This is a genomic window from Gluconobacter sp. P5H9_a (genome assembly GCF_018812085.1).
Taxonomy (GTDB): Bacteria; Pseudomonadota; Alphaproteobacteria; order Acetobacterales; family Acetobacteraceae; genus Gluconobacter.
Genome location: NZ_JACRVW010000001.1, coordinates 60510 through 79226 on the forward strand (window position 1 = coordinate 60510; position 18717 = coordinate 79226).

Here is an 18717-nt window from a genome sequence, read left to right on the forward strand (position 1 = left end):
GATAACATCTGAAAGATATTTATAAAGTATTCCTCGGATAGGATAAATTAGAGAGTCGTAAGATGGCCGAAATTTTTTGCGATATATGCAATATGTTCATGGTGTGTAAAGAATAATATTTGAGTTCTTTTTGCTATGGAGAAAAGAAGTTCAAGTCCTGAAAGAGACCTTTTCTCGTCGAATGTTATAAAGAGATCGTCAGCGATAAAGGGAAGCTGAATGCCACGATCTAGAGACTGTTCTACGGACGCAAGGCGGAGTGCCAGATAAAGTTGATCTCGTGTACCTTCGCTCATGGCATGCACCGAGACGAGGGAGGATTCATCGGCAAGGAGACCAGATAGAGTCAGGTTGTCTGTTCCCGTGTCTTCCAGGGCAACCCCTGCATAGCGATGTTGTGTCAGATGTGAAAACATGGCCCCCGCTCTTTTCAACAAGGGGCCATGAGTCTCCTGACGCTGTTTTTCTACGAGACGACGTAACATCAGGCTTTGAAGGCGAAGAGAGACATATCGTGCTGCGCGATCGTTCAGGTCGGCTTCGACTTCCTGTATTTGCTCAGCCGTTTCATGCGATCCACTTTTATCCTCTAGGGTTTTTAAATTCTGACGGGCATCCCATAATTTTTTTTCAATTTCAGAATGCCTTTGTTTCAGAGAAAGATTCTGCTGTTCCAATTCATCCGACTCTTTTTCAAGGGTTTCGGGATCAGCCTGTTTCGCTTCTGATAGAAGAGTTTCCAGAGAGCGCCCGTTACCTGCAGAGAGAATAATAGCTTTCAGTTCTTCACGTCTTTGAAGAAGGTTGGCACGATGTCTGAGTTCGGTAGCGACACTATACAGGCCTTCTCCGAATGGAATTTTAAGCCGCGATAAAATTGGAGAAAGGGTCTGCTTTAGTGAAGTAAGTCGTGCATTGGTCGCGTCAAGTGTTTCCAGAAGTGTTGCCCGCTGCGCCATAAATTCTTCGCGTTTTCGTTCTGTTTCCTGAGCCTGTTTGAGTGAAGCGCACAATTCATCCAATGAGGTCATATTATTTTTTTTGAGAACAAAATTGAGTGAATTTTTGAATTCCAGGATATCCGTACTATTTTTAAGCTGTTCGCTTTCTTCATTTTCCAAGCGAATTTGAATGGCTCGAGCTTCCTGTACATCCCCAAGGTCAACTTGGCGGGGACCAGCAGGATAGTGACAGGAGGCACAGGCTGTATCCCACTCGACTTGCCATAGGACCAACTTATGCCGCAGCGCTTCAAGTTGATTTTCTTCAGCAGCAAGAGATGTTTCTAGTCTTTCCTGGGCCTGTTTTTTATCCCTGGCGGCTCTTAAACGAGTTTCATACTCATCTTGGATATTTTGTGCATGTTGAAGACAAAGCGCAAAATTATCATTCTGAGTGTCAGATATATAAGGTACTAACTCTTTGAGTGCCGAATGCTTTTGTTTCTGCTTTTGCTGCAGAATTTCGTAAACTCGATCCTGATCCTCTGATTTTGAAAGAGCATCGATTCTGGCATCACACCAACCGAGAAATTCTGCAGGCGGAAGTTCGGGCAAGCCGAGATATTTTAATTTCGCATACCAAGATTGCTGCCGAGATATCTGGTCTGATTTAATAAGAGAAACGGTTCTTTCAGCCTGCTCAATTTCTATTTTTATTGTGGTAATTTGCTGGCTAAGATCGTTTAATCGTGCAGATTTCTCAGCATATGCGTGCCGCCGATCCGCGAGTGTATCTGCATTTTCAAGCAAAACCGAGAAAGCGTTTAGAACGGATGATTCGGGATGCTGCTTAGTTTGCAGGAGGCTTTGAATTGATTCCCAAGCCGCATTACGCATCTGCCGCGCGTTTAAGAGCGACTCAGGAGAAACGGCTTCTCCATTTCTTTCCAAGGCATCGTAATCAAAACTTTTCTTCGAGAAGTCTTTTTGGAGCTTTAAAAGAAGATCACGTTCTTTGAGGTGTCTATCCTCAAGCTCACGCCAGACAAGGCACTCAGCGTCAATGATTGTTTTTTGTAGAATAGGCAGACCATCAAGCGCTCTCCAGCGCGTAGATGGATCAGCGGGAGTCCAGGGAAGGAGACGATCAAAAGCGGCATTAGTGGCATGAATGGCGGCTTTTAGCGCCTTTTGCAGTTCTTGAAGATCGTCATCAATGGCTCCAAGGTTGCGCGCGTGGTTCAGGCTACTTTTTAAGCGTTGAAGATCAATCGTAGAAACACTCTTGGGTCCGTCGGACAGAGACTTTATGACATCTTGCTCTTGTCTCAATCTCGAAATGCGAAGTTTTATTTCCTGCTCAAGAGTGATGAAATTTTCCCGATCCTGAAGCTTTTTGTTTAAAGCCTCCAATGCGGCTGCGCAGGGAAGGCGGCAAGGGGCAGCATGATAACGCGCCCAGAATTGTTCCAACCAGATTTTGTCATTTCGAATTCGACTTGTTCTTAAATTCGTATCGTGTTCGATCTTGTCGATAAGATCATTTCTTTTTTCTAATGAAATAATTTGCTCACCATCATTCAGAATGGCAGGCTTGTCGGGGAGTGATTTAATATATTCCGAAACTGTTTCTAATCTTAATTTTGTTTCATTATCAATAGAACTTTGAGTTTTGATTTCAGAGAGGATGGCTTCGAAGTTGTCGCATTCAGGGCTGGAAAATTCTGGAAATTTGGATCCGGAAAGTTGCGATTGCAGATCTACCAATTGAAGATAGGGAATGCTGATGCTTCTGGCGCGGCTATTCTCTCGCTGCCGCATCAACAGGCGCTGTTGTTCCGCGTTGCATTCTGAAAGAGCCTGCTCTTCTTTCGCTTGCGCTTCACGCGCACCAATCAGGTCATGAGGAAGGACGGCATTGCTTCTCAAGGCTTTATTGAGTTCCGAAAGATCGCGCTTCGCCTTGGGAATTTCTGACTTGCTGCTCCCTTTTCTCCATTGGGTACTCGTTTCTTTATCAAGAGAGGTCATTAGACCCCCCAGACCGCCTATTCCCAGACCTGCTGATAGAATTTGGAGGCCGGCGTCGTCTTTGAGGCGTCTCATTTCTTCCCCGCCCTCACGGAGGCGGGTGTGGTTAAGAGCCCATCCAGCTTCGAAGCTTTTTGCGTCCAGGTCTCCCATCCAGCGCTTTAGAAGGTCATCACTTTGTGGGGTGAAATCGTCTGGCTCATAGAAAGTCTGTGTGCGTGCCCTTCGGCGCACGCCCTCCAGAACTTCTCCTTCATGGCTTACTTTTCCACCCACTCGCAGAAGGGGGGCAGCACTCATCCAGTCTGCGCTGATGTGATGCGGAAACTGGAAAAGAAAATCCCTTATAGCTGCAAGCATTGTGGATTTTCCGGCTTCATTATGCCCATGAATGACATGGAAATCCGCTTCCGATTCAGGGAAGGCAATGCTGCGATTTTGAAAGCCGCCATATCGGAAGAGGTCAAGACGATCAAACCGCATCAGGTGGTACTTCCCATAAGTCGTGCTCGTAAGGCAGATCTGGCCTCTTCCAAGGGCCAGTTGCTATCGTCAGACATTAATGCGCTTTTCTCTACGCAGCTGGGTAATGCAGAAAAAAACATTTCAAACTCTTCGGGGAGCATGGCCAAAAACTCAGGATCGCTGATTAACTCTGCCAAAGCGGCATCTACATCGTGCAGTGTTTTTGCCGATGGTAGAGACGTCGTCTTGTTCCGGAGTTTTTCCAGCGCAATCTGGTTCTGACCTGTGTCCAGAGAGACAGCTATGCTTCGTAAGTCGTCTTGCCAGCATGTAGATGCACAGAGATTGTCATGAAGGGAGGATGCACCCGTTAACGTGACACGTGCGATAACAGTCCGTCCCTCTGCCTGAGTAAGTGCCTTCTCCATGTACCGTCTTGCAGCATGATTAATGTCCTCCATGTCATGCATGTCGGCTATATCTATGACGATATGGGTCCAGCGTACGACGTCACATGCGACCGGTGTAACAGACTGAACGATGTTATTTTCGACAGTCACAAGTAATGCACCACACGAGCCTGTTTCGCGGATATGCCGGCCTTGCAGTACGCCTGGGAAAACGATCCAGGGATGGCGACAGACAATTTGTTGGGCATGAACATGCCCCAGAGCCCAATAGTCGTAGTGTTTGGATGTAAGTGTCTCTATGGAGCAAGGAGCATAGGTTTCGTGTTCGCCGTAGCCTGAAAGAGACGTATGCAGGACACCAATATTGAACCAACCTGGGACAGGTGCAGGATATGCTGGCGTCATGTCTTTCCGAACATGTCTGTCCCGAAAGCTTTGACCATGTAGCGCTACCTGGATGTCTTCCAGTCGCACAGTTTCAGGAGCATCGTAACTGAAGTGATCAATACCAGGGGGGCGGGGAAGTTCACGTGCGATGACAGACTGGGCATCGTGATTGCCTGAGAGAGTGATAACTCGAATTCCAGCATTCACGAGACGGCTGAGCGACTTCATCATGTAGAGGCCGGTGCTGACGTCCTGCCAGCTCCCGTCATACAGATCACCTGCGAGGATCAGGAAATTTACCTTCTCTTCAAGTGCGGTATCGATAAGACGATCAAGAGCCCGTCGCGTTGCATTTCGAATTTCTTCCAGTGGAAGGCCCTCATAGCGGCTTAGTCCTTTAAGGGGGCTATCAAGGTGAATGTCGGCAGCGTGCAGGAAGGAGAAGTTGGGCATGCCAACACTCTAACCTGAGAGCAGAGTCGAACGAAGAGTGTTTCAGAAGGAGGCCTTGACGAGGCGAGACGACCCACCCTATGCCGGATTTATGGATAGTTGGACGGCCTACGGTACTGCCCCTCGTGAAGTGATTGCTGGAGGAGGACAACGACCTTCTCCAAAGCATAAATTTTCCTTGGTAACTACAGTCCGTTGGGAAACACCGTATATTTTGGAATGGCTTACCTATCATTTTTCGATAGGGTTTGATCATGTCTATATATATTGCAATGATGATGATCCGGCCGAACTTTACAATGAAATTCTTCCTTTAACTGTTGGACAAAATCCTAAGGTGACATTCGTTCAATATGGGATTGTCGGTGCACAGTTTCAGATGTTCTTTCATTATTTACGCCACTACTCGACTGAAACCGAGTGGCATATGTTTTTGGATGTCGATGAATTTCTTTGCCTAAAAGATTGCGACGATATCGGGAAATTTCTTGAAAAATTCTCTCCGCTTGATGCTCTTTACTTCAATTGGTCATTTTTTGGTCATAATGGTTATAAAACCAGACCTAAAGGTGCTGTGCTAACCAATTATATACGTCGCGAAGATGGAGCGACGCCTTTTACAAAAATTCTTGTACGTTCAGCGATGGTTCCGTACGAGGCTATATTTGAGAACCCGCATGAAGCTATTCATCATAACCTTCTTACGGTAGCGCCAGATCTCAGGGCAATTAATGTTCTGGGAGATTCCATGCATGGGTACTATGACAATTTTCCTGAAAAAGCCTGGGCATATCTGAAGGAGAACCAGCGTAACCGCGCCATCGTGGATGTGGCTTTTATTGCTCATTACAATATCAAGTCTGAACAGGATTTTGAGATCCGGGCAAAGCGGAGCGTTGTCGGAAATTTCATTGCTCAAAAAACCTGGCAGAGTATGACGCAGGCAGAACGGGCAGTTTTTTTCTCCATGACGAATGCCGTTCAGGACACCTATCTAGCTGATTACTGGAAGAAATTGTCCGATGCTCGGCTAACCTGCGTTTTCCCAATTTCTACTTGGCCGCTGCTGTCAGAAGGTTGTTCCGCAACACAATCTTCAACGTTTTCGGAAATTTCTTCAGAGGATGACGCGGAAGGTCCTCTCTCGGGACAAATTGGAAATTTTCCAGCTCACCATACTGCTGAAGAGAAGAATCCCTGGTGGCAGGTCGATCTTCAGGAAAAAGCCTGTGTTCATGAAGTAAGGCTGTTTAACCGACTTGATTCCGCATTGGAACGCGCAGCTAATCTGACGATTTCCGTCTCAACTGATGGAGAATCCTGGATTGAAGTGCATCGCAAAGAAGATGGACAGATTTTCGGTGGTGCCGACGGCACACCCTATATCTGGACAACCCCGGAAGGGGTTAAGGCAAGGTTTGTAAGGATTACAGTTCTTGGCGAAAAGACATACCTGCATTTCAGCCAGGTTCAGGTTTATGGGAACGTTGACTGAAGCCCAAAAAATATAGTCTCAATGGTTGAGGAGATACTGCGTAACGATATCTGGAAGGTTATTTTGCAATGTTTCAGTCGAGGCTACTTCTTCACTGCGGAGGCGCTCTAAAAAAGAAAGATCGCTGCTAAAACCCAGTCGATCTGCCAGGATTGTAAGTATGTTCAAAGATGCGATTTGATGAGCGCGGTAACTCACGTCTGTAAGAACGTTCTTGAGAAGATTACTTTCCTCGCCGGTGAGCAGCAGACTGGAGACAGTGCTGAGAATGGAAGAAACCGTCTCATGGGTCGCGGGTGTGTGCCTGCCATGCCGGCTAAGAATCGCCGTAATGTCGCTGACATGCTTTCGGCGCAGGATGAGATCCTGCTTCATCTGGGCACTGACACTTCCATAGCGTTCACAGAAAGGCAGTTCTGAAAGAACGGTTTCGATGGCTTTGGTCTCGATCGCCAGATGGTCCTGCAACCGCTCCAGATAAATATCCAGTGCCGTTGTTTCTGTGGACTTGGTTCTGCCAGCCATTGGTTTCCTCTAGCGTCACGATGACGGGATCTGAGCCTATATCTGTTCATGGCGAGTGAACTGTCAACGTCATGATCAAAATTGGAGAGCGGCATAAAAAAAGTCCTCATGCCAAAGGCTGGCACGAGGACTGAATAACGCGGCGTCTGTTCTGAATATCAGAAACCGGCGCTTACGCTCGCAATAGCGGCGAATGGAGCTGCAATCGCATATGTTGGAGCAGAACCGCTGATAGTCTTGCCGAAGATACCAGTCTGCTGTTTTGCGTTGGTCTGAATGCCCTTGACGAAGCCCAGGTAGGCCTTGTCCGACAGATTGGAGAAGTTAATGCGAACGTTCGGAGCCTGCAAAAAGCCAAGGTTGCCGAAGCGATAGCCGATGTTCGCGTTCATCAGGACATAGCCCGGAATGGACTGGTCGTTCATGAACGTGGAGTACTGGCGGGACACATACTTCAGGTTGTAACCACCGAACAGATGGCCATCGTCATAATCAAGGTTGAAGCCAACCTGGAACTTCGGTGTTTCCGGAGCGAATTTGCCCTTGGTGTGGAGATAATCGATGCCAGAGCCGCTACCAGCCTGAAGGTTGCTGCCCAGGCGGGCATCAACATACTCGAAGGACACATATGGGCGGAAGTAACGGAAGATTGGCCGCGTACCGATTTCAGCATCTACGCCGTTTGTTGTCTGACCGCCTGCATTGACGTTGGTTGAGACAAAGTTCTGGCAGAGGCTATCCAAACACTGGCTGGATGACATCAGACGGTTCGTGAAATCATAATGGAAGTACGTGATGGACCCCATAATGGTTTTGCCGGTGTAACGGTACCCAACTTCTTCTGAAATCGAGATTTCCGGGTTCTGGTTTAGGTTTGCCTGAGTTGCGTAGGCATGGCTTCGGGCACTGTAAACGCCAGCATCATACAGGGCGTAATTGGTCGGCATCCGGAAATTAGTGGCACCAGAAACAAAGATCTGGTTTTCAGGGTTGATCTGGTAACGGATGGCTACTGTTGGTAGCGGTTCCTGATACGTATGGCTGCTATTTCGCCCTGTAGAGGTATCCGGCAGCATATTCGTCCCGCTTCTCAGAACGATTGCGTATTTGAAGCCAGCATCAATGGTCAGCTTGTTGTTCAGTAGCGACAGTGTGTCACCAATGAACATCGTATGCACGCGTGTCTGTGTCAGGCTATCGCGGAACTGGTAAGTCTGGCCATTGGACAGGATAGCATTTGCATCGCTCCCCCAGACATTCCAAGGGTTACCATCAGCACCAACGCCCGTATAAGGTGCCTGCTGCGCCTGCTTGGAATATTCGAACCAGTAACCGACCATCAGGCGGTTGTTGCCTGTTGTCAGGGTGAGCTTCGTGACAGCACCTGGGCGATACGTCTTGGTCAGGGACGGGTTGTAAAGCATCCGCCGACCTCCTGAGCCGTTCAGGGAGCCTGTTACAGACTGCTCACCATAATTCAGGGAGTCCAGGTTCGTGTAGCGACCACTTCCGCCGCTGCCATCACCATACCAGAAATAAGGCGTTTCAGTCAGAACAAGATGGTCTGTCAGCTTAAAGGTTGATGGTGCGCTGGCATAGATATTGGTGAACGGGTTCTGATGAAGCTTGTAATAAGAAGCGCCATTGTCAGACGCGGAGGGGTCGTAGGAGGAGTTCCAGACAGTATTGGAAATCGATTGACCCGCTGCGTTTCGTCCCGGAGCAACGTAGCGATCCTTAACCCCGCGGCCATAGGCATCCCAGGAGGCCTTGTTCACGTTCGGGGTCAGGTAGTTGTACAGTCGGTTCCCCACGATCGCGAGAGAGACGCGGTTTCCATCGCCCCAGTCGTTCACGATCTTGGTTTCTGCGTGCAGCTTGCGGTTTGTCGCATCGCTGTTGTTCACGCCTTCCGTGGCATAGGAGCCTGAGAAGTATGCGCGGAGATTGGTGTTACCGATTTTGCCCGTATCCAGGCGCAGAAAGCCGCGGGTGTAATCATAGGACCCGTAGCTGACTCCAAGACGACCACCACTCTTCATGGTGGGATCAATCATGTACATATCGACCACACCGCCGGTAGAGCTGATATGTGGGCTGTCGAGGTCAGCGGAGCCCTGGGCTACGCGAACGGTACGAAGGTTTTCGGAGTCTACGATTTCCTGAGAGTAAACCGCGAAGTTACCGATGTCGTTGATCGGAAAACCTTCGAGTGTAAAGCCGATTTGGGACTGATCCAGTCCGCGCATGCTCATGGAACTGCCCGTCAGGCCTGCAGGGTCACCAGACGAAACGTTTGCACCTGGAAGCAGAGAGATCAGCTGCATTGGGTCAGCGCCAGGAACCTGCTTCTCGATGAAGTCGCGAGAGACGGCCGAGACAGATTTGGCGCTATCCTGCTTCTCCATCAAACCACCACCCACGGCACGACGCGTTACGCCATCGAAAGAATGACGGCCGCTGACGGAGACATGCTCTTCATGCACATCGGTAGGAGCCGTACTACCCATCATGGATGGAGCAGCTACTTCCGTTTTCGGATGGGATTTTTGAGACTGATGTTTCGTATCTGAAACAGGCGCTGCAAGTGCTGGCAGTGTGCCAAATGCGATCAGCGCAGAGGTCGAGAGGAGGCGTGTAAGGCGCATCGTCTGTGGGGTCTTTCTCGGCCAGGTGGGGTTGGTATGGCTGAGAAAGACCATGGTTTGAAATGATCTTCAATCAGATGATGTCAGTCACACTATGACATTTAGTGTGTATGGTAATTTCGCAACAATGCAGTCGTTCGGAAGCTATTTATAGAGCGATAGCTGTATGCTTTGTGACAGTTTAGAGAAAAGGAGAATATTTCTCTTTTCCTCTATTCTTGGCCTTACGGCCGTAACGCTTCGTCCTGTTGGTACAGCCTGCGGATTCTGCGTTCCTGAAGTGCCGTGACTTCGATTGCGTGCGGGTTCTGGTTCAAGTGAGGGATGATGTGTCCCTTCATGGCGGGAACAAGCTCCGGAAGCTGCGCAATTTGTTTCATAGGAAACAGGCGATCTACTTCCAGCTTTCCGTCCTTTCCACAAATGTACCAAGCCTGTGGGCGAAAAACATGATCCACATCATATGGGGATGACTGGCTTTCTACATGTGTGATGGCATCATCCAGCATATCGAAAGAGCGGTAAAGTGCATTGACAGAAGGGTGAATCCTGACCGTTGAAGTGCCGCCTTTTCTTGCAAAGGCCCACGCGGAAACAAATCGTTCTACCGGGTCGCGCCAGATGGCAAAGCTCGGTAGTTCTCTGGAGAGTTCGGGCGTGACATGACGATAGTACCGGAACGTCTGATGCATCATGGAACAGCCGTAAAGCTGGTTGCAGATGGATGTGCCCCCGTTCTTGGGAACATGAATAAACAGTGCGCCAGCACTTCGAATACATTCCAAGCGTTTCAGGCGCTTTTTGCCCAAGGGCAGGCGAAGATGCAGTTCTGCAGCCCGTTCGTGAATATCATTGAATTGCTGAACGCGGAAAAGTCGGCAGAGAAGGGATTGTGGAACGCCGTCTGGTACAGGCCTGAGTACCGACGATTCAGGAATTTTTTCCTGAACCAAGGTCGAGTATGACGGCATAGTCTGTAGCTCCGGTTTTCAAACTGGGGCCACACTGGTCTACGAACCCAAGGGGGTCAAAGACCACCTCGTGACAAAAAGAAACCTCTTTAACAGCTTTGACATGAAGCTCAGGAATGAGGCTTTGAATGCGTTTCCAAGCCTATGCGTTTTCCATAATGACGCGCCAGAAGCGTGCAGGTGAAAAGCTGGATCTGGTGATAGATCATGAGAGGCAGAACAATGATCCCCACCGAGGCTGACGGAAAGATAACGCTCGCCATCGGAACACCAGAGGCCAGCGATTTTTTTGAACCACAGAACTGAAGCGCGATGCTGTTTTCCGTGGATTGATTCATGCCCTTGCCCATGAAATGCGAGGCCATCAGCACCAGCGCCAGCATGAGGCTGTCCAGCAATGCCACCTCAAGCAAATGAAGCGGTGAAACGCGGTGCCAGATGCCTTCGACAACGGCTGAACTGAACGCAGTGTAGACGACAACGACGATGGAGCCACGATCTGTGAACGAGATCAGGAATTTGTGGCGTTTGACAATCGGGCCAATCCATTTCTGAAGGATCTGCCCGAGAATGAACGGAAGAAGCAGTTCCTTTGCAACGTCCAGAACGCTCTCAAGGGGTGAATGACCTGCACCAACGTGACCAAGGACAATGCCTGTCAGAAGAGGGGTCAATGCAATGCCTGCAATATTCGACACAGTGGCTGCGCAGATGGCCGCAGGAACATTGCCGCGTGCAATCGAAGTCAGGGCAATCGAGGACTGAACGGTTGAAGGCAGGCAGCACAGGAAAAGAATGCCAGCCCACAGATCTTCTCCGAACAGCGCATTCGGGAACAAATTGCGGAAGAGCAGATGCAGCCCAATGCCAAGAAGTGGGAAGAGAGCGAATGTGCAGAGCAGAACCGTTCCCTGAAGGCGCCAGTCGCGCACGCTTTCGATAATGGCGTGGCGCTCAAGTTTGGCTCCCTGGAAGAAGAACATCAGGGTAATGAGAACCGTGACGACCTGCTGCAGGATATGTTGCATTTCCCCGCGGCAGGGCAGGACGGAGGCCAGGATGATCGCGCAGATCAGGGCCATCAGGAAAGGGTCAAAGCGCTTCATGACGCTCTTATGTGCGTATTCGCAACGGACATGCAATGTCCTTCCTCTTTTTGAAGACGGGTACTTTCCTGAAAGGCTTCCGGGTTAAGCATCCTTCTGTATGGTGGAGGTATGACAGATCGAAACGACAGGCCCGAACTCGGGCGCCGCACGGCTCTGGCCAGCATTTTAGCCGCAGGAGCTGCTGTCGGCAGTAGCCGGATTGCCAGAGCCGCCGAGGAAACGCCGATGTCTGCAATGACCCCTCATCACGATGAACCCAGCAATTCCCATCAGGAGCCAGGCAATCATCCGGGGATAGCAAGCCAGCCCGTTGTCAGAACGCAGAGTGACTATCTCTATCGTCCCACGGTTCATTTCTCGCCACAGACGGGCTTCATGAATGATCCCAACGGACTGATTTTCGACGGCCAGACGTATCATCTCTATTACCAGTACGACCCTTTCGCACCCTATGCGGGTCAGGTTCACTGGGGTCATGCAACCAGTACGGACTTATACACGTGGCAAGATCAACCTGTCGCGATTGATCAGACAGCCGCTGGCGAAGCGTATTCAGGGTGCGTGGTTCTGGACCGGAATAATGATTCTGGTCTTTTCCCGCCGAAGGAAAACTCCTCTACGCAAGGGGACAATCCACCCGCTCCCAAGACGGCAACGCAGGCGGCTGTTGAGGCGTTGGCACCCGGCTTGACCAAGGCCACGTCAGATGTGCCATTTTCGCCGGAAAACATGGATGTTCTTGGTCCGGGGACTAGTGCTCCTTTCGGGCATGTTTTTGATCCACCAACAACCGCTGAACTTCCGCCAGCGGCTCCTTCGGTTCCGCCGTTACCATCCATGCCGGGTGGTCTGGTCGCTCTTTACACGCGCGCTACACCCCAGAAGCAGACGCAGTATCTGGCATGGAGTCCGGATGGCGGTAAGCGCTTTATCGACTACGAGCACAACCCCGTTCTGGATATCGGGCTGAACTCTTTCCGCGATCCGAAAGTGTTCTGGCACGAACCCAGTGGAAAGTGGGTTATGGTCGTCGTGAAGGCTCGGGCTCACAGGGTGGCCTTCTACGGATCGATTGATCTGAGACACTGGATGCATCTCAGTGATTTCGGGCCAGCAGGTTTGTTCGGCGTGGATTATGAATGTCCCAACCTTATTGAATTGCCGGTTGAGGATGAGGGGAAGGCATCCCGTTGGGTTCTGTTTGTCTCGGTCAATCCCGGTGGACCTCAGGGCGGCAGTGTCACGCAGTATTTCGTTGGTGACTTTGACGGTGAGCGCTTTATCCCCGAGAACACGGTCATAGGCCTGACGGACTTCGCCAAAGACAGCTACGCCATGCAGGTTTATGAAAACATGCCGCGCAATGAAGCTGTCTATTTCGCCTGGTTTGGGAACTGGCAGTATTGCGAAGAGGTCCCGAACAGAAGCTGGCGCGGTCTTATGACCCTTCCGCGAACCTTGTCGCTCAGGCGGGACGATATGAACTGGCTACGGTTGGTGCAGCGTCCTCGAGGACTGGAAGCGCTGAGAGGCGAGCAGATTCCCTTTCGGGTTGAGCGTATTGCTGCCCAGAGCGGCGTTCAGGTCTCCATCCCCACAGGACAGGCCATTGAGCTCTCTCTGACGGTAACCGTGGATGAGCGCAGAAACCCTCAGCCTGATGGCAACAAGGGGCGAGCGGGTCGCTTCCTGATTGTCTTCTCCAACGGACAGGGAGAATCTCTCTCTATCGGGTTTGACGCATTTTCAGCTCAGCTCTGGCTGGATCGCGGAGATCTGCATGGCTTTTCGCAGCCATTTTTCACGGAGAGGTTCTCCACGCCACTGACGGCAAACAGCCGACGTTTTTCGTTGAAACTGGTTCTGGATGCGTGTGCGCTCGAAATCTTCATCAATGACGGCTTGTCGGTTGGGACAGCTCTGGTGTTTCCTGCGAGTCCCTTGGATACACTTAGTCTTCAGGCAACGAACGCTGGTGCAACCATCGAAAATCTCAGTCTGTATCCTCTGCGGAAAACCATGGATCGTCCGACCGCCGTATGATCGCAAACAGCCAATGCTTCTGAACCGCGATACACGGCAGGCAGCGAAAGAGTAACAATGCATTTTACCCAGACCTTTGATGCGCACTCCTTTCTGGATACGTTCGGAAGCTATCTGGCTGCTTTTGTATTTGGGACGCTGATCGGGGCGGAACGTCAGTTCCGCCAACGGACCGCCGGGTTACGCACCAATGCGCTGGTCGCGATTGGTGCGTCTGCTTTCGTAGACCTCGCAGAGCGTATTGGCGGAGATGTCTCGGCCATTCGCGTGATTGCCTATGTCGTGTCAGGTGTCGGATTTCTTGGGGCTGGCGTCATCATGAAAGATGGCCCCAACGTGCGGGGCCTGAACACTGCGGCAACACTCTGGTGCTCAGCAGCCATCGGCGCGTGCACAGGGTGCGACATGATTGCGGAGGCAGCTCTGCTGACCGTCTTTATTCTCGGTGCCAATACGGTGTTGAGAGTTCTGGTGAAATGGATTGATCGGCGCCTGCCGCCACAAATTGATGCAGTGGACCAGGAATGACGGCTTTGTTCAGGGGCCTCAGCGCAGTTCAGACGCACCAAAGCGATTAAGCCTTAAGCCTTAAGCCTTAACATAAACAGATTGTTTTTTGTTTTCTGGAAAAAATGGTGCCCAAGACCGGGATCGAACCAGTGACACTGCGATTTTCAGTCGCATGCTCTACCAACTGAGCTACTTGGGCACCGAGCTTAAGGTGAGACACCCGCTGCGGAAACGGGGTTTAGCTGATGATTCGCTTGGGATCAACCCTCAGTATGAGGATATTCTTCAGAGTCTTCTTCATTATCCTGCCTGAAGGACGGAACGCGGTAGTTACCGTTGAACCAGCGCCCCAGATCAATGTCTGCACAGTGCTGTGAGCAGAAGGGCCGAAAAGCCGGTTCCGTTGGGCGATTGCAGATAGGGCAGGTGGCACTCATGACAGGCTCCAGCTTGCGGGGGATGCGTTTGGATCCATGACCAGCTCCAGAGGAGCGGCCCGGCAGGAAGTAAAGTCACTCAGGGCCTCCGGATCGTTCTCCAGAGCCCTGACGAGAGAAATGGATGCTGTCAGAGTGCGACCCCTGCGGTCTTCTCGCAAAATGGTGCGGAGCACTGACAGCGCCCTCCCATGTGGGGAGGACAAAAGTTCATGCAAGGGAGGTCTGCGCCGCGGGCGAGTGATTTCCAGAAGGCCGGAAGGCGTGGCTCCGAGCACTTGCGACTTCAAGGGATCATCCAACAGGGCATCGCGCAGGAAGCTGACGAGGGCCGGCCTCTTACGGGTTTTGACGCCTGCGGGATCAATCAGCAGGGTGCCTGACAAATTGCGGAGACGGATCTGTCGCGCCAGGGCTGGAAAGCTTGCGACGTTCCCCTTGAAGTCAGGAGCGCTGTTGCTGTCCAGATCTATGGCGATCAGGGCGGGGGTGGAAAAAATGCTGGCCGTCAGTTGGCCAAGATCTGCGAATTCAGAGCCAAGTTCGTCAAATTCGCTTTCCAGCGTGCCGTCAAAAGCCTGCTGGCATCGCTGAAACCGAGGACGCAGTCGGGCCGGAAGGCGCGCGGCAATACCTGGCGCATCAACGTACAGAGGGGCGTCAGGATAGCGGTCTGCCAGCTCTTCCAGTGGTGAAGGGCCGCAGGCCAGAAGCGTCGGCGCAACAGGCATATCCGGCACAGGCTCTGCCTTACGCAGGCGCAGGCCCTTGCCATTCTGCGCGGAGCGACTGACGCGGACGGAGATCAGTTCTCCTTGAACCAGCGCGTCCCGGCAGGACAGAAAGCCATTGTCTCCGTTGTGGAGTGTGACAAAGGCCCCGCCCAATGCGGGAGCGACCGTTTGGATGCGCGCAATATGCCAGTCATCAAACCCATCCGGAAGGCCGGGACGCCAAATGGCAGCATCCAGAAGGGTTTCATGGTCCGTAACCGCAATCCGCACATCGCCCGGAGAGCAGGCGGCGCGGATCTCGATCACGCGATCCACCCACCCTGACGACGGGGCTGCCCGCGCAGAAGCTGTGCAGTTTCGAACAACGGGAGACCCACAACAGCAGAGTAACTGCCGCCAATTTGCCGGATATGAGCTGCGGCAGCCCCTTGGATCGCGTAGCCGCCAGCCTTGCCCTGCCAGTCTCCGTTGGCAATCAGTGCGTCGATCTGGCTGTCAGTCAGGCGGTGGAACGTAACGGCCGTTTCTACAAGGCGCTCATTGGCCACACCGTCCGGCCAGGCAGAGGTGGGACGCAGAGCCACTGCGGTCAGAACTTTGTGGTTTCGGCCTGAAAGCAGCCGCAGACACGCGCGTGCAGTCTGTTCATCCTCCGCCTTGGGGAGAATGCGTCGTCCAACCGCAACGACAGTATCCGCACCGATCACCAGAGCTGCATCCTGACGCTGTGCTGCTGCATGGTCAGCTTTCGCTCGGGCAAGACGCTGTACCAGCGCGCGGGGAAGTTCACCGGGGCGCGGTTCCTCATCCACATCTGTGCCGATGACGTCATCAGGCACGATTCCAATCTGCTTCAGAAGAGCCAGACGTCGGGGAGAGGCAGACGCCAGAACAAGCGCCGGGCGATCTGTCATGCCGTTTTCAGGCACGGGAGACTGGGAATGGGGCATACGCCGCAGTCTCTTACTTGAAGCGGAACGTGATCCGGCCCTTGGACAGGTCGTATGGGGTCATTTCAACGTTTACGCGGTCACCAGCGAGAACGCGGATACGGTTCTTGCGCATCTTGCCGCTCGTATGGGCGAGAATGGTGTGCTCGTTGTCGAGCGTGACACGGAACATGGCGTTGGGCAGCAGTTCCATGACGGTGCCGGTGAACTCGATAAGGTCTTCTTTGGACATGGGAATCCTTGCTTCAGGGACAGGGTAAAGGTCTGCGGATGGCAGTGGCCCCGATCGGAGCCTGAAAATCCAGTTCCGCTATGTGCGGACTGTCCGGCAAAAGGTCAAGCTTAACGCGGTTTTTCTGATGTTTTTGGCTGAAATGATTGTGGGCTTCCCACAGGACATGCGGATTGTCCATGCACTCGGTACGAAAAAGGTAGTGGAGGGACGGCACCTTGGAAGGTGGATCATGTGAGCCGGTTCATGACCATCTTCGTCGCAGGGGAGAGATATCGTAGCTTCAGCTACAGAGGTTTCTCTTTTTAAGGTCACAGAGAGCTATGTGCGAAGAGGAACATTTGCCCACCCCAATGAGAGGTGGGCAAAGACTTAGTGTTTGAGCTGGCCCAGACGAAGGGAAAGACTCAGAGCATGGGCATCCAGCCCCTCTGCCTGTGCGAGAGCAACCCCAGCGGGGCCGATCTTTTCAAGCCCGGCTTCATCCGCCTCAATGGTCGTTGTGCGTTTGATGAAGTCGAACACAGAAAGCCCTGAGGCGAAACGGGCCGTGCGGCTTGTGGGCAGAACGTGGTTGGGGCCACCAACGTAATCGCCCACAGCTTCCGGGCAGTAGCGGCCCATAAAGATGGCCCCCGCGTGGCGGATTTTTGCACTGAAGGCACGCGGTTCGTCGAGCAGCACTTCAAGATGTTCAGGAGCAAGCTGGTTCACAATCCGGGCGGCTTCATCCAGATTCCGAACGACAATGACTGCACCATGGTCTTCCCAGCTTTTGGCCGCGATAACGGTACGGGGAAGGGTTTCCAGCTCTGTCTGGACAGCCACCGTTACTGCGTCTGCAAACGCGGCATCCGTGGTGATGAGAATGGCCTGTGCCTGTTCATCATGTTCAGCCTGCGCCAGAAGATCGACTGCTGCCAGACGGGGATCATTATTCCCATCTGCCACAACGACAACTTCCGAAGGCCCGGCGATGCTGTCGATGCCAACATGGCCAAAGACCTGTCGCTTGGCCTCCGCCACGAACGCATTGCCTGGACCGACGATCCGGTCCACCGGAGCAATCAGTTCTGTTCCGTACGCCATGGCGCCCACAGCCTGTGCACCGCCGATCCGATAAATTTCTTCCACGCCACAAAGGCGGGCCGCGGCCAGAACAAGTGGGTTCAGCACACCATCAGGAGACGGAACACACATGGCCACGCGTTGCACCCCAGCGACGCGCGCGGGAAGGGCATTCATCAGCACCGAGGAAGGATAAGCGGCTTTTCCGCCGGGCACATAAAGACCCACGGCATCCAGAGCCGTCCAGCGCATGCCAAGGCGGATTCCTTCGTCGTCCGTGAAATCCAGATCCTTCGGCATCTGTGCAGCATGGAACGCTTCAATGCGCCGGGCAGCGGTTTTGAGAGCATCCATCAGGTCTGAAGGGACAAGATCTGCCTGCGTGGCAATTTCTTCCGCGCTGATGCGTAGTTTTTCAGCAGGCAGAGTCAGGCGGTCAAAGCGGGCCGTATAGTCACAGAGCGCCTCGTCTCCGCGCTGACGAACGTCAGCTAAGATGGCTCGGACCGGCTCCGCAACGCTGCGCTCGTCGCTGCTGCGATCTGCCAGAAGGCTCGCAAGATCCTGTTCAAAACTGGCGCTCAGGGTGTCGAGACGTTTCATTTTGACGCTCCCTCAGTGTTGAGGGCTGCCCGGAATCGCTCGATCAATGCGCCAATCTCTTCAGGGCGCGTCTTGAGCGCAACGCGATTGACGATCAGGCGGCTTGTGACGTGCGCAATGGTTTCGGTTTCCATGAGGCCGTTGGCGCGGAGAGTGGAGCCCGTATCAACCAAATCTACAATCACACTCGCCAAATCAAGCGTAGGCGCAAGCTCCATGGCACCATTCAGGTGTACTATTTCTGCATTCACGGCGCGGGACGCAAAGTGACGGCGTGCAATGGTCGGATACTTCGTGGCGACACGCAGGCGTGACTGAGACGCTGCCGGATCTTCGGTGACGGTTTTAGGGCGCGCCACGGCAATCCGGCAGCCACCAATTCCGAGATCAAGCGGAGCGTAAATGTCCGGATAGTCGAATTCCATCAGGACATCTGCGCCACAGACACCGATATGCGCCCCACCATACGCTACGAAAGTTGCGACGTCGAAAGAACGGACGCGCACAACATCCAGATTTGGATAGGAGGTGCCAAATCGCAGCCGACGGCTGCTTTCCTGAAGGCAGTCCGCATCGGGTTCGATGCCTGTTCGTGTCAGAACGGGGGCTAACGCCTTGAGAATCCGCCCTTTTGGAAGGGCAAGGATCAGCGGAGAACCGCTTCGGTCAGAAGTGTCCGTTCCGGTCTGAGGCGCTGTCATGGGG

At 52.4% G+C, this 18717-nt stretch carries 14 protein-coding genes, 1 tRNA gene and 1 pseudogene; 3 read left to right on the forward strand and 13 right to left on the reverse strand.

Annotation, left to right across the window (positions count from 1 at the left end):
- Positions 1–47 precede the first annotated feature (47 nt).
- Complete coding sequence (locus tag KP708_RS00290; RefSeq protein ID WP_215749625.1) at positions 48–3455, reverse strand: AAA family ATPase; 3408 nt, start codon at positions 3453–3455, stop codon at positions 48–50.
- Positions 3455–4687: a DNA repair exonuclease gene (locus KP708_RS00295; RefSeq protein ID WP_215749627.1), complete on the reverse strand. Its 1233-nt coding sequence runs from the start codon at positions 4685–4687 to the stop codon at positions 3455–3457. The genes KP708_RS00290 and KP708_RS00295 overlap by 1 nt, the downstream gene beginning before the upstream one ends.
- Before the next feature lie 55 nt (positions 4688–4742).
- Here KP708_RS00295 and KP708_RS00300 point away from each other — a divergent pair, with 55 nt between their 5' ends.
- Positions 4743–6182, forward strand: coding sequence for a discoidin domain-containing protein (locus KP708_RS00300; RefSeq protein WP_252348070.1), 1440 nt, complete (start codon positions 4743–4745; stop codon positions 6180–6182).
- Positions 6183–6200: 18 nt separating this feature from the next.
- Here KP708_RS00300 and KP708_RS00305 read toward each other — a convergent pair whose 3' ends face one another.
- The 4 genes from KP708_RS00305 to KP708_RS00320 form a co-directional block, all read right to left on the reverse strand.
- Positions 6201–6707 carry a DUF892 family protein gene (locus tag KP708_RS00305; protein ID WP_215749631.1) on the reverse strand — a complete coding sequence of 169 codons (507 nt, stop codon included), beginning with the start codon at positions 6705–6707 and terminating at the stop codon, positions 6201–6203.
- A 158-nt stretch (positions 6708–6865) separates the two neighbouring features.
- Positions 6866–9355 carry a TonB-dependent receptor gene (locus tag KP708_RS00310; protein ID WP_215749633.1) on the reverse strand — a complete coding sequence of 830 codons (2490 nt, stop codon included), beginning with the start codon at positions 9353–9355 and terminating at the stop codon, positions 6866–6868.
- Positions 9356–9579: 224 nt separating this feature from the next.
- Positions 9580–10326 carry a sulfotransferase family 2 domain-containing protein gene (locus KP708_RS00315; RefSeq protein WP_252347317.1) on the reverse strand — a complete coding sequence of 249 codons (747 nt, stop codon included), beginning with the start codon at positions 10324–10326 and terminating at the stop codon, positions 9580–9582.
- 110 nt (positions 10327–10436) lie between these two features.
- The gene (locus KP708_RS00320) at positions 10437–11432 is read right to left on the reverse strand and encodes a bile acid:sodium symporter family protein (protein WP_215749635.1); all 996 of its coding nucleotides are present in this window, start codon (positions 11430–11432) and stop codon (positions 10437–10439) included.
- A gap of 111 nt (positions 11433–11543) precedes the next feature.
- Between KP708_RS00320 and KP708_RS00325 the strand changes: the two genes are divergently transcribed.
- Positions 11544–13478 (forward strand): glycoside hydrolase family 32 protein, encoded by a 1935-nt coding sequence (locus tag KP708_RS00325; protein WP_215749637.1) that lies wholly within the window; start codon positions 11544–11546, stop codon positions 13476–13478.
- A gap of 57 nt (positions 13479–13535) precedes the next feature.
- Positions 13536–13967, forward strand: a pseudogene (locus tag KP708_RS00330) (MgtC/SapB family protein); the annotation flags it as partial.
- Between the two features lie 144 nt (positions 13968–14111).
- Here KP708_RS00330 and KP708_RS00335 read toward each other — a convergent pair.
- From KP708_RS00335 to hisG, 7 genes are all read right to left on the reverse strand, one after another.
- Positions 14112–14187, reverse strand: a tRNA-Phe gene (locus KP708_RS00335).
- A 61-nt stretch (positions 14188–14248) separates the two neighbouring features.
- A complete protein-coding gene (locus tag KP708_RS00340) occupies positions 14249–14425 on the reverse strand; it encodes a DNA gyrase inhibitor YacG (RefSeq protein WP_211502471.1) in 177 nt (58 codons plus the stop codon).
- Positions 14422–15465, reverse strand: coding sequence for a ribonuclease E/G (locus KP708_RS00345; RefSeq protein ID WP_215749639.1), 1044 nt, complete (start codon positions 15463–15465; stop codon positions 14422–14424). Before KP708_RS00345 ends, KP708_RS00340 begins: the two co-directional genes overlap by 4 nt.
- Positions 15462–16109, reverse strand: coding sequence for a nucleoside triphosphate pyrophosphatase (locus KP708_RS00350; RefSeq protein ID WP_215749641.1), 648 nt, complete (start codon positions 16107–16109; stop codon positions 15462–15464). The genes KP708_RS00345 and KP708_RS00350 overlap by 4 nt, the downstream gene beginning before the upstream one ends.
- Before the next feature lie 13 nt (positions 16110–16122).
- Positions 16123–16341, reverse strand: coding sequence for a translation initiation factor IF-1 (infA, locus tag KP708_RS00355; RefSeq protein WP_007282896.1), 219 nt, complete (start codon positions 16339–16341; stop codon positions 16123–16125).
- A gap of 372 nt (positions 16342–16713) precedes the next feature.
- Entirely contained in the window at positions 16714–18012 is a 1299-nt protein-coding gene (hisD, locus tag KP708_RS00360; RefSeq protein ID WP_215749643.1) for a histidinol dehydrogenase, read from the reverse strand.
- Positions 18009–18713 carry an ATP phosphoribosyltransferase gene (gene hisG / locus KP708_RS00365; RefSeq protein ID WP_252347318.1) on the reverse strand — a complete coding sequence of 235 codons (705 nt, stop codon included), beginning with the start codon at positions 18711–18713 and terminating at the stop codon, positions 18009–18011. Before hisG ends, hisD begins: the two co-directional genes overlap by 4 nt.
- Positions 18714–18717 lie beyond the last annotated feature (4 nt).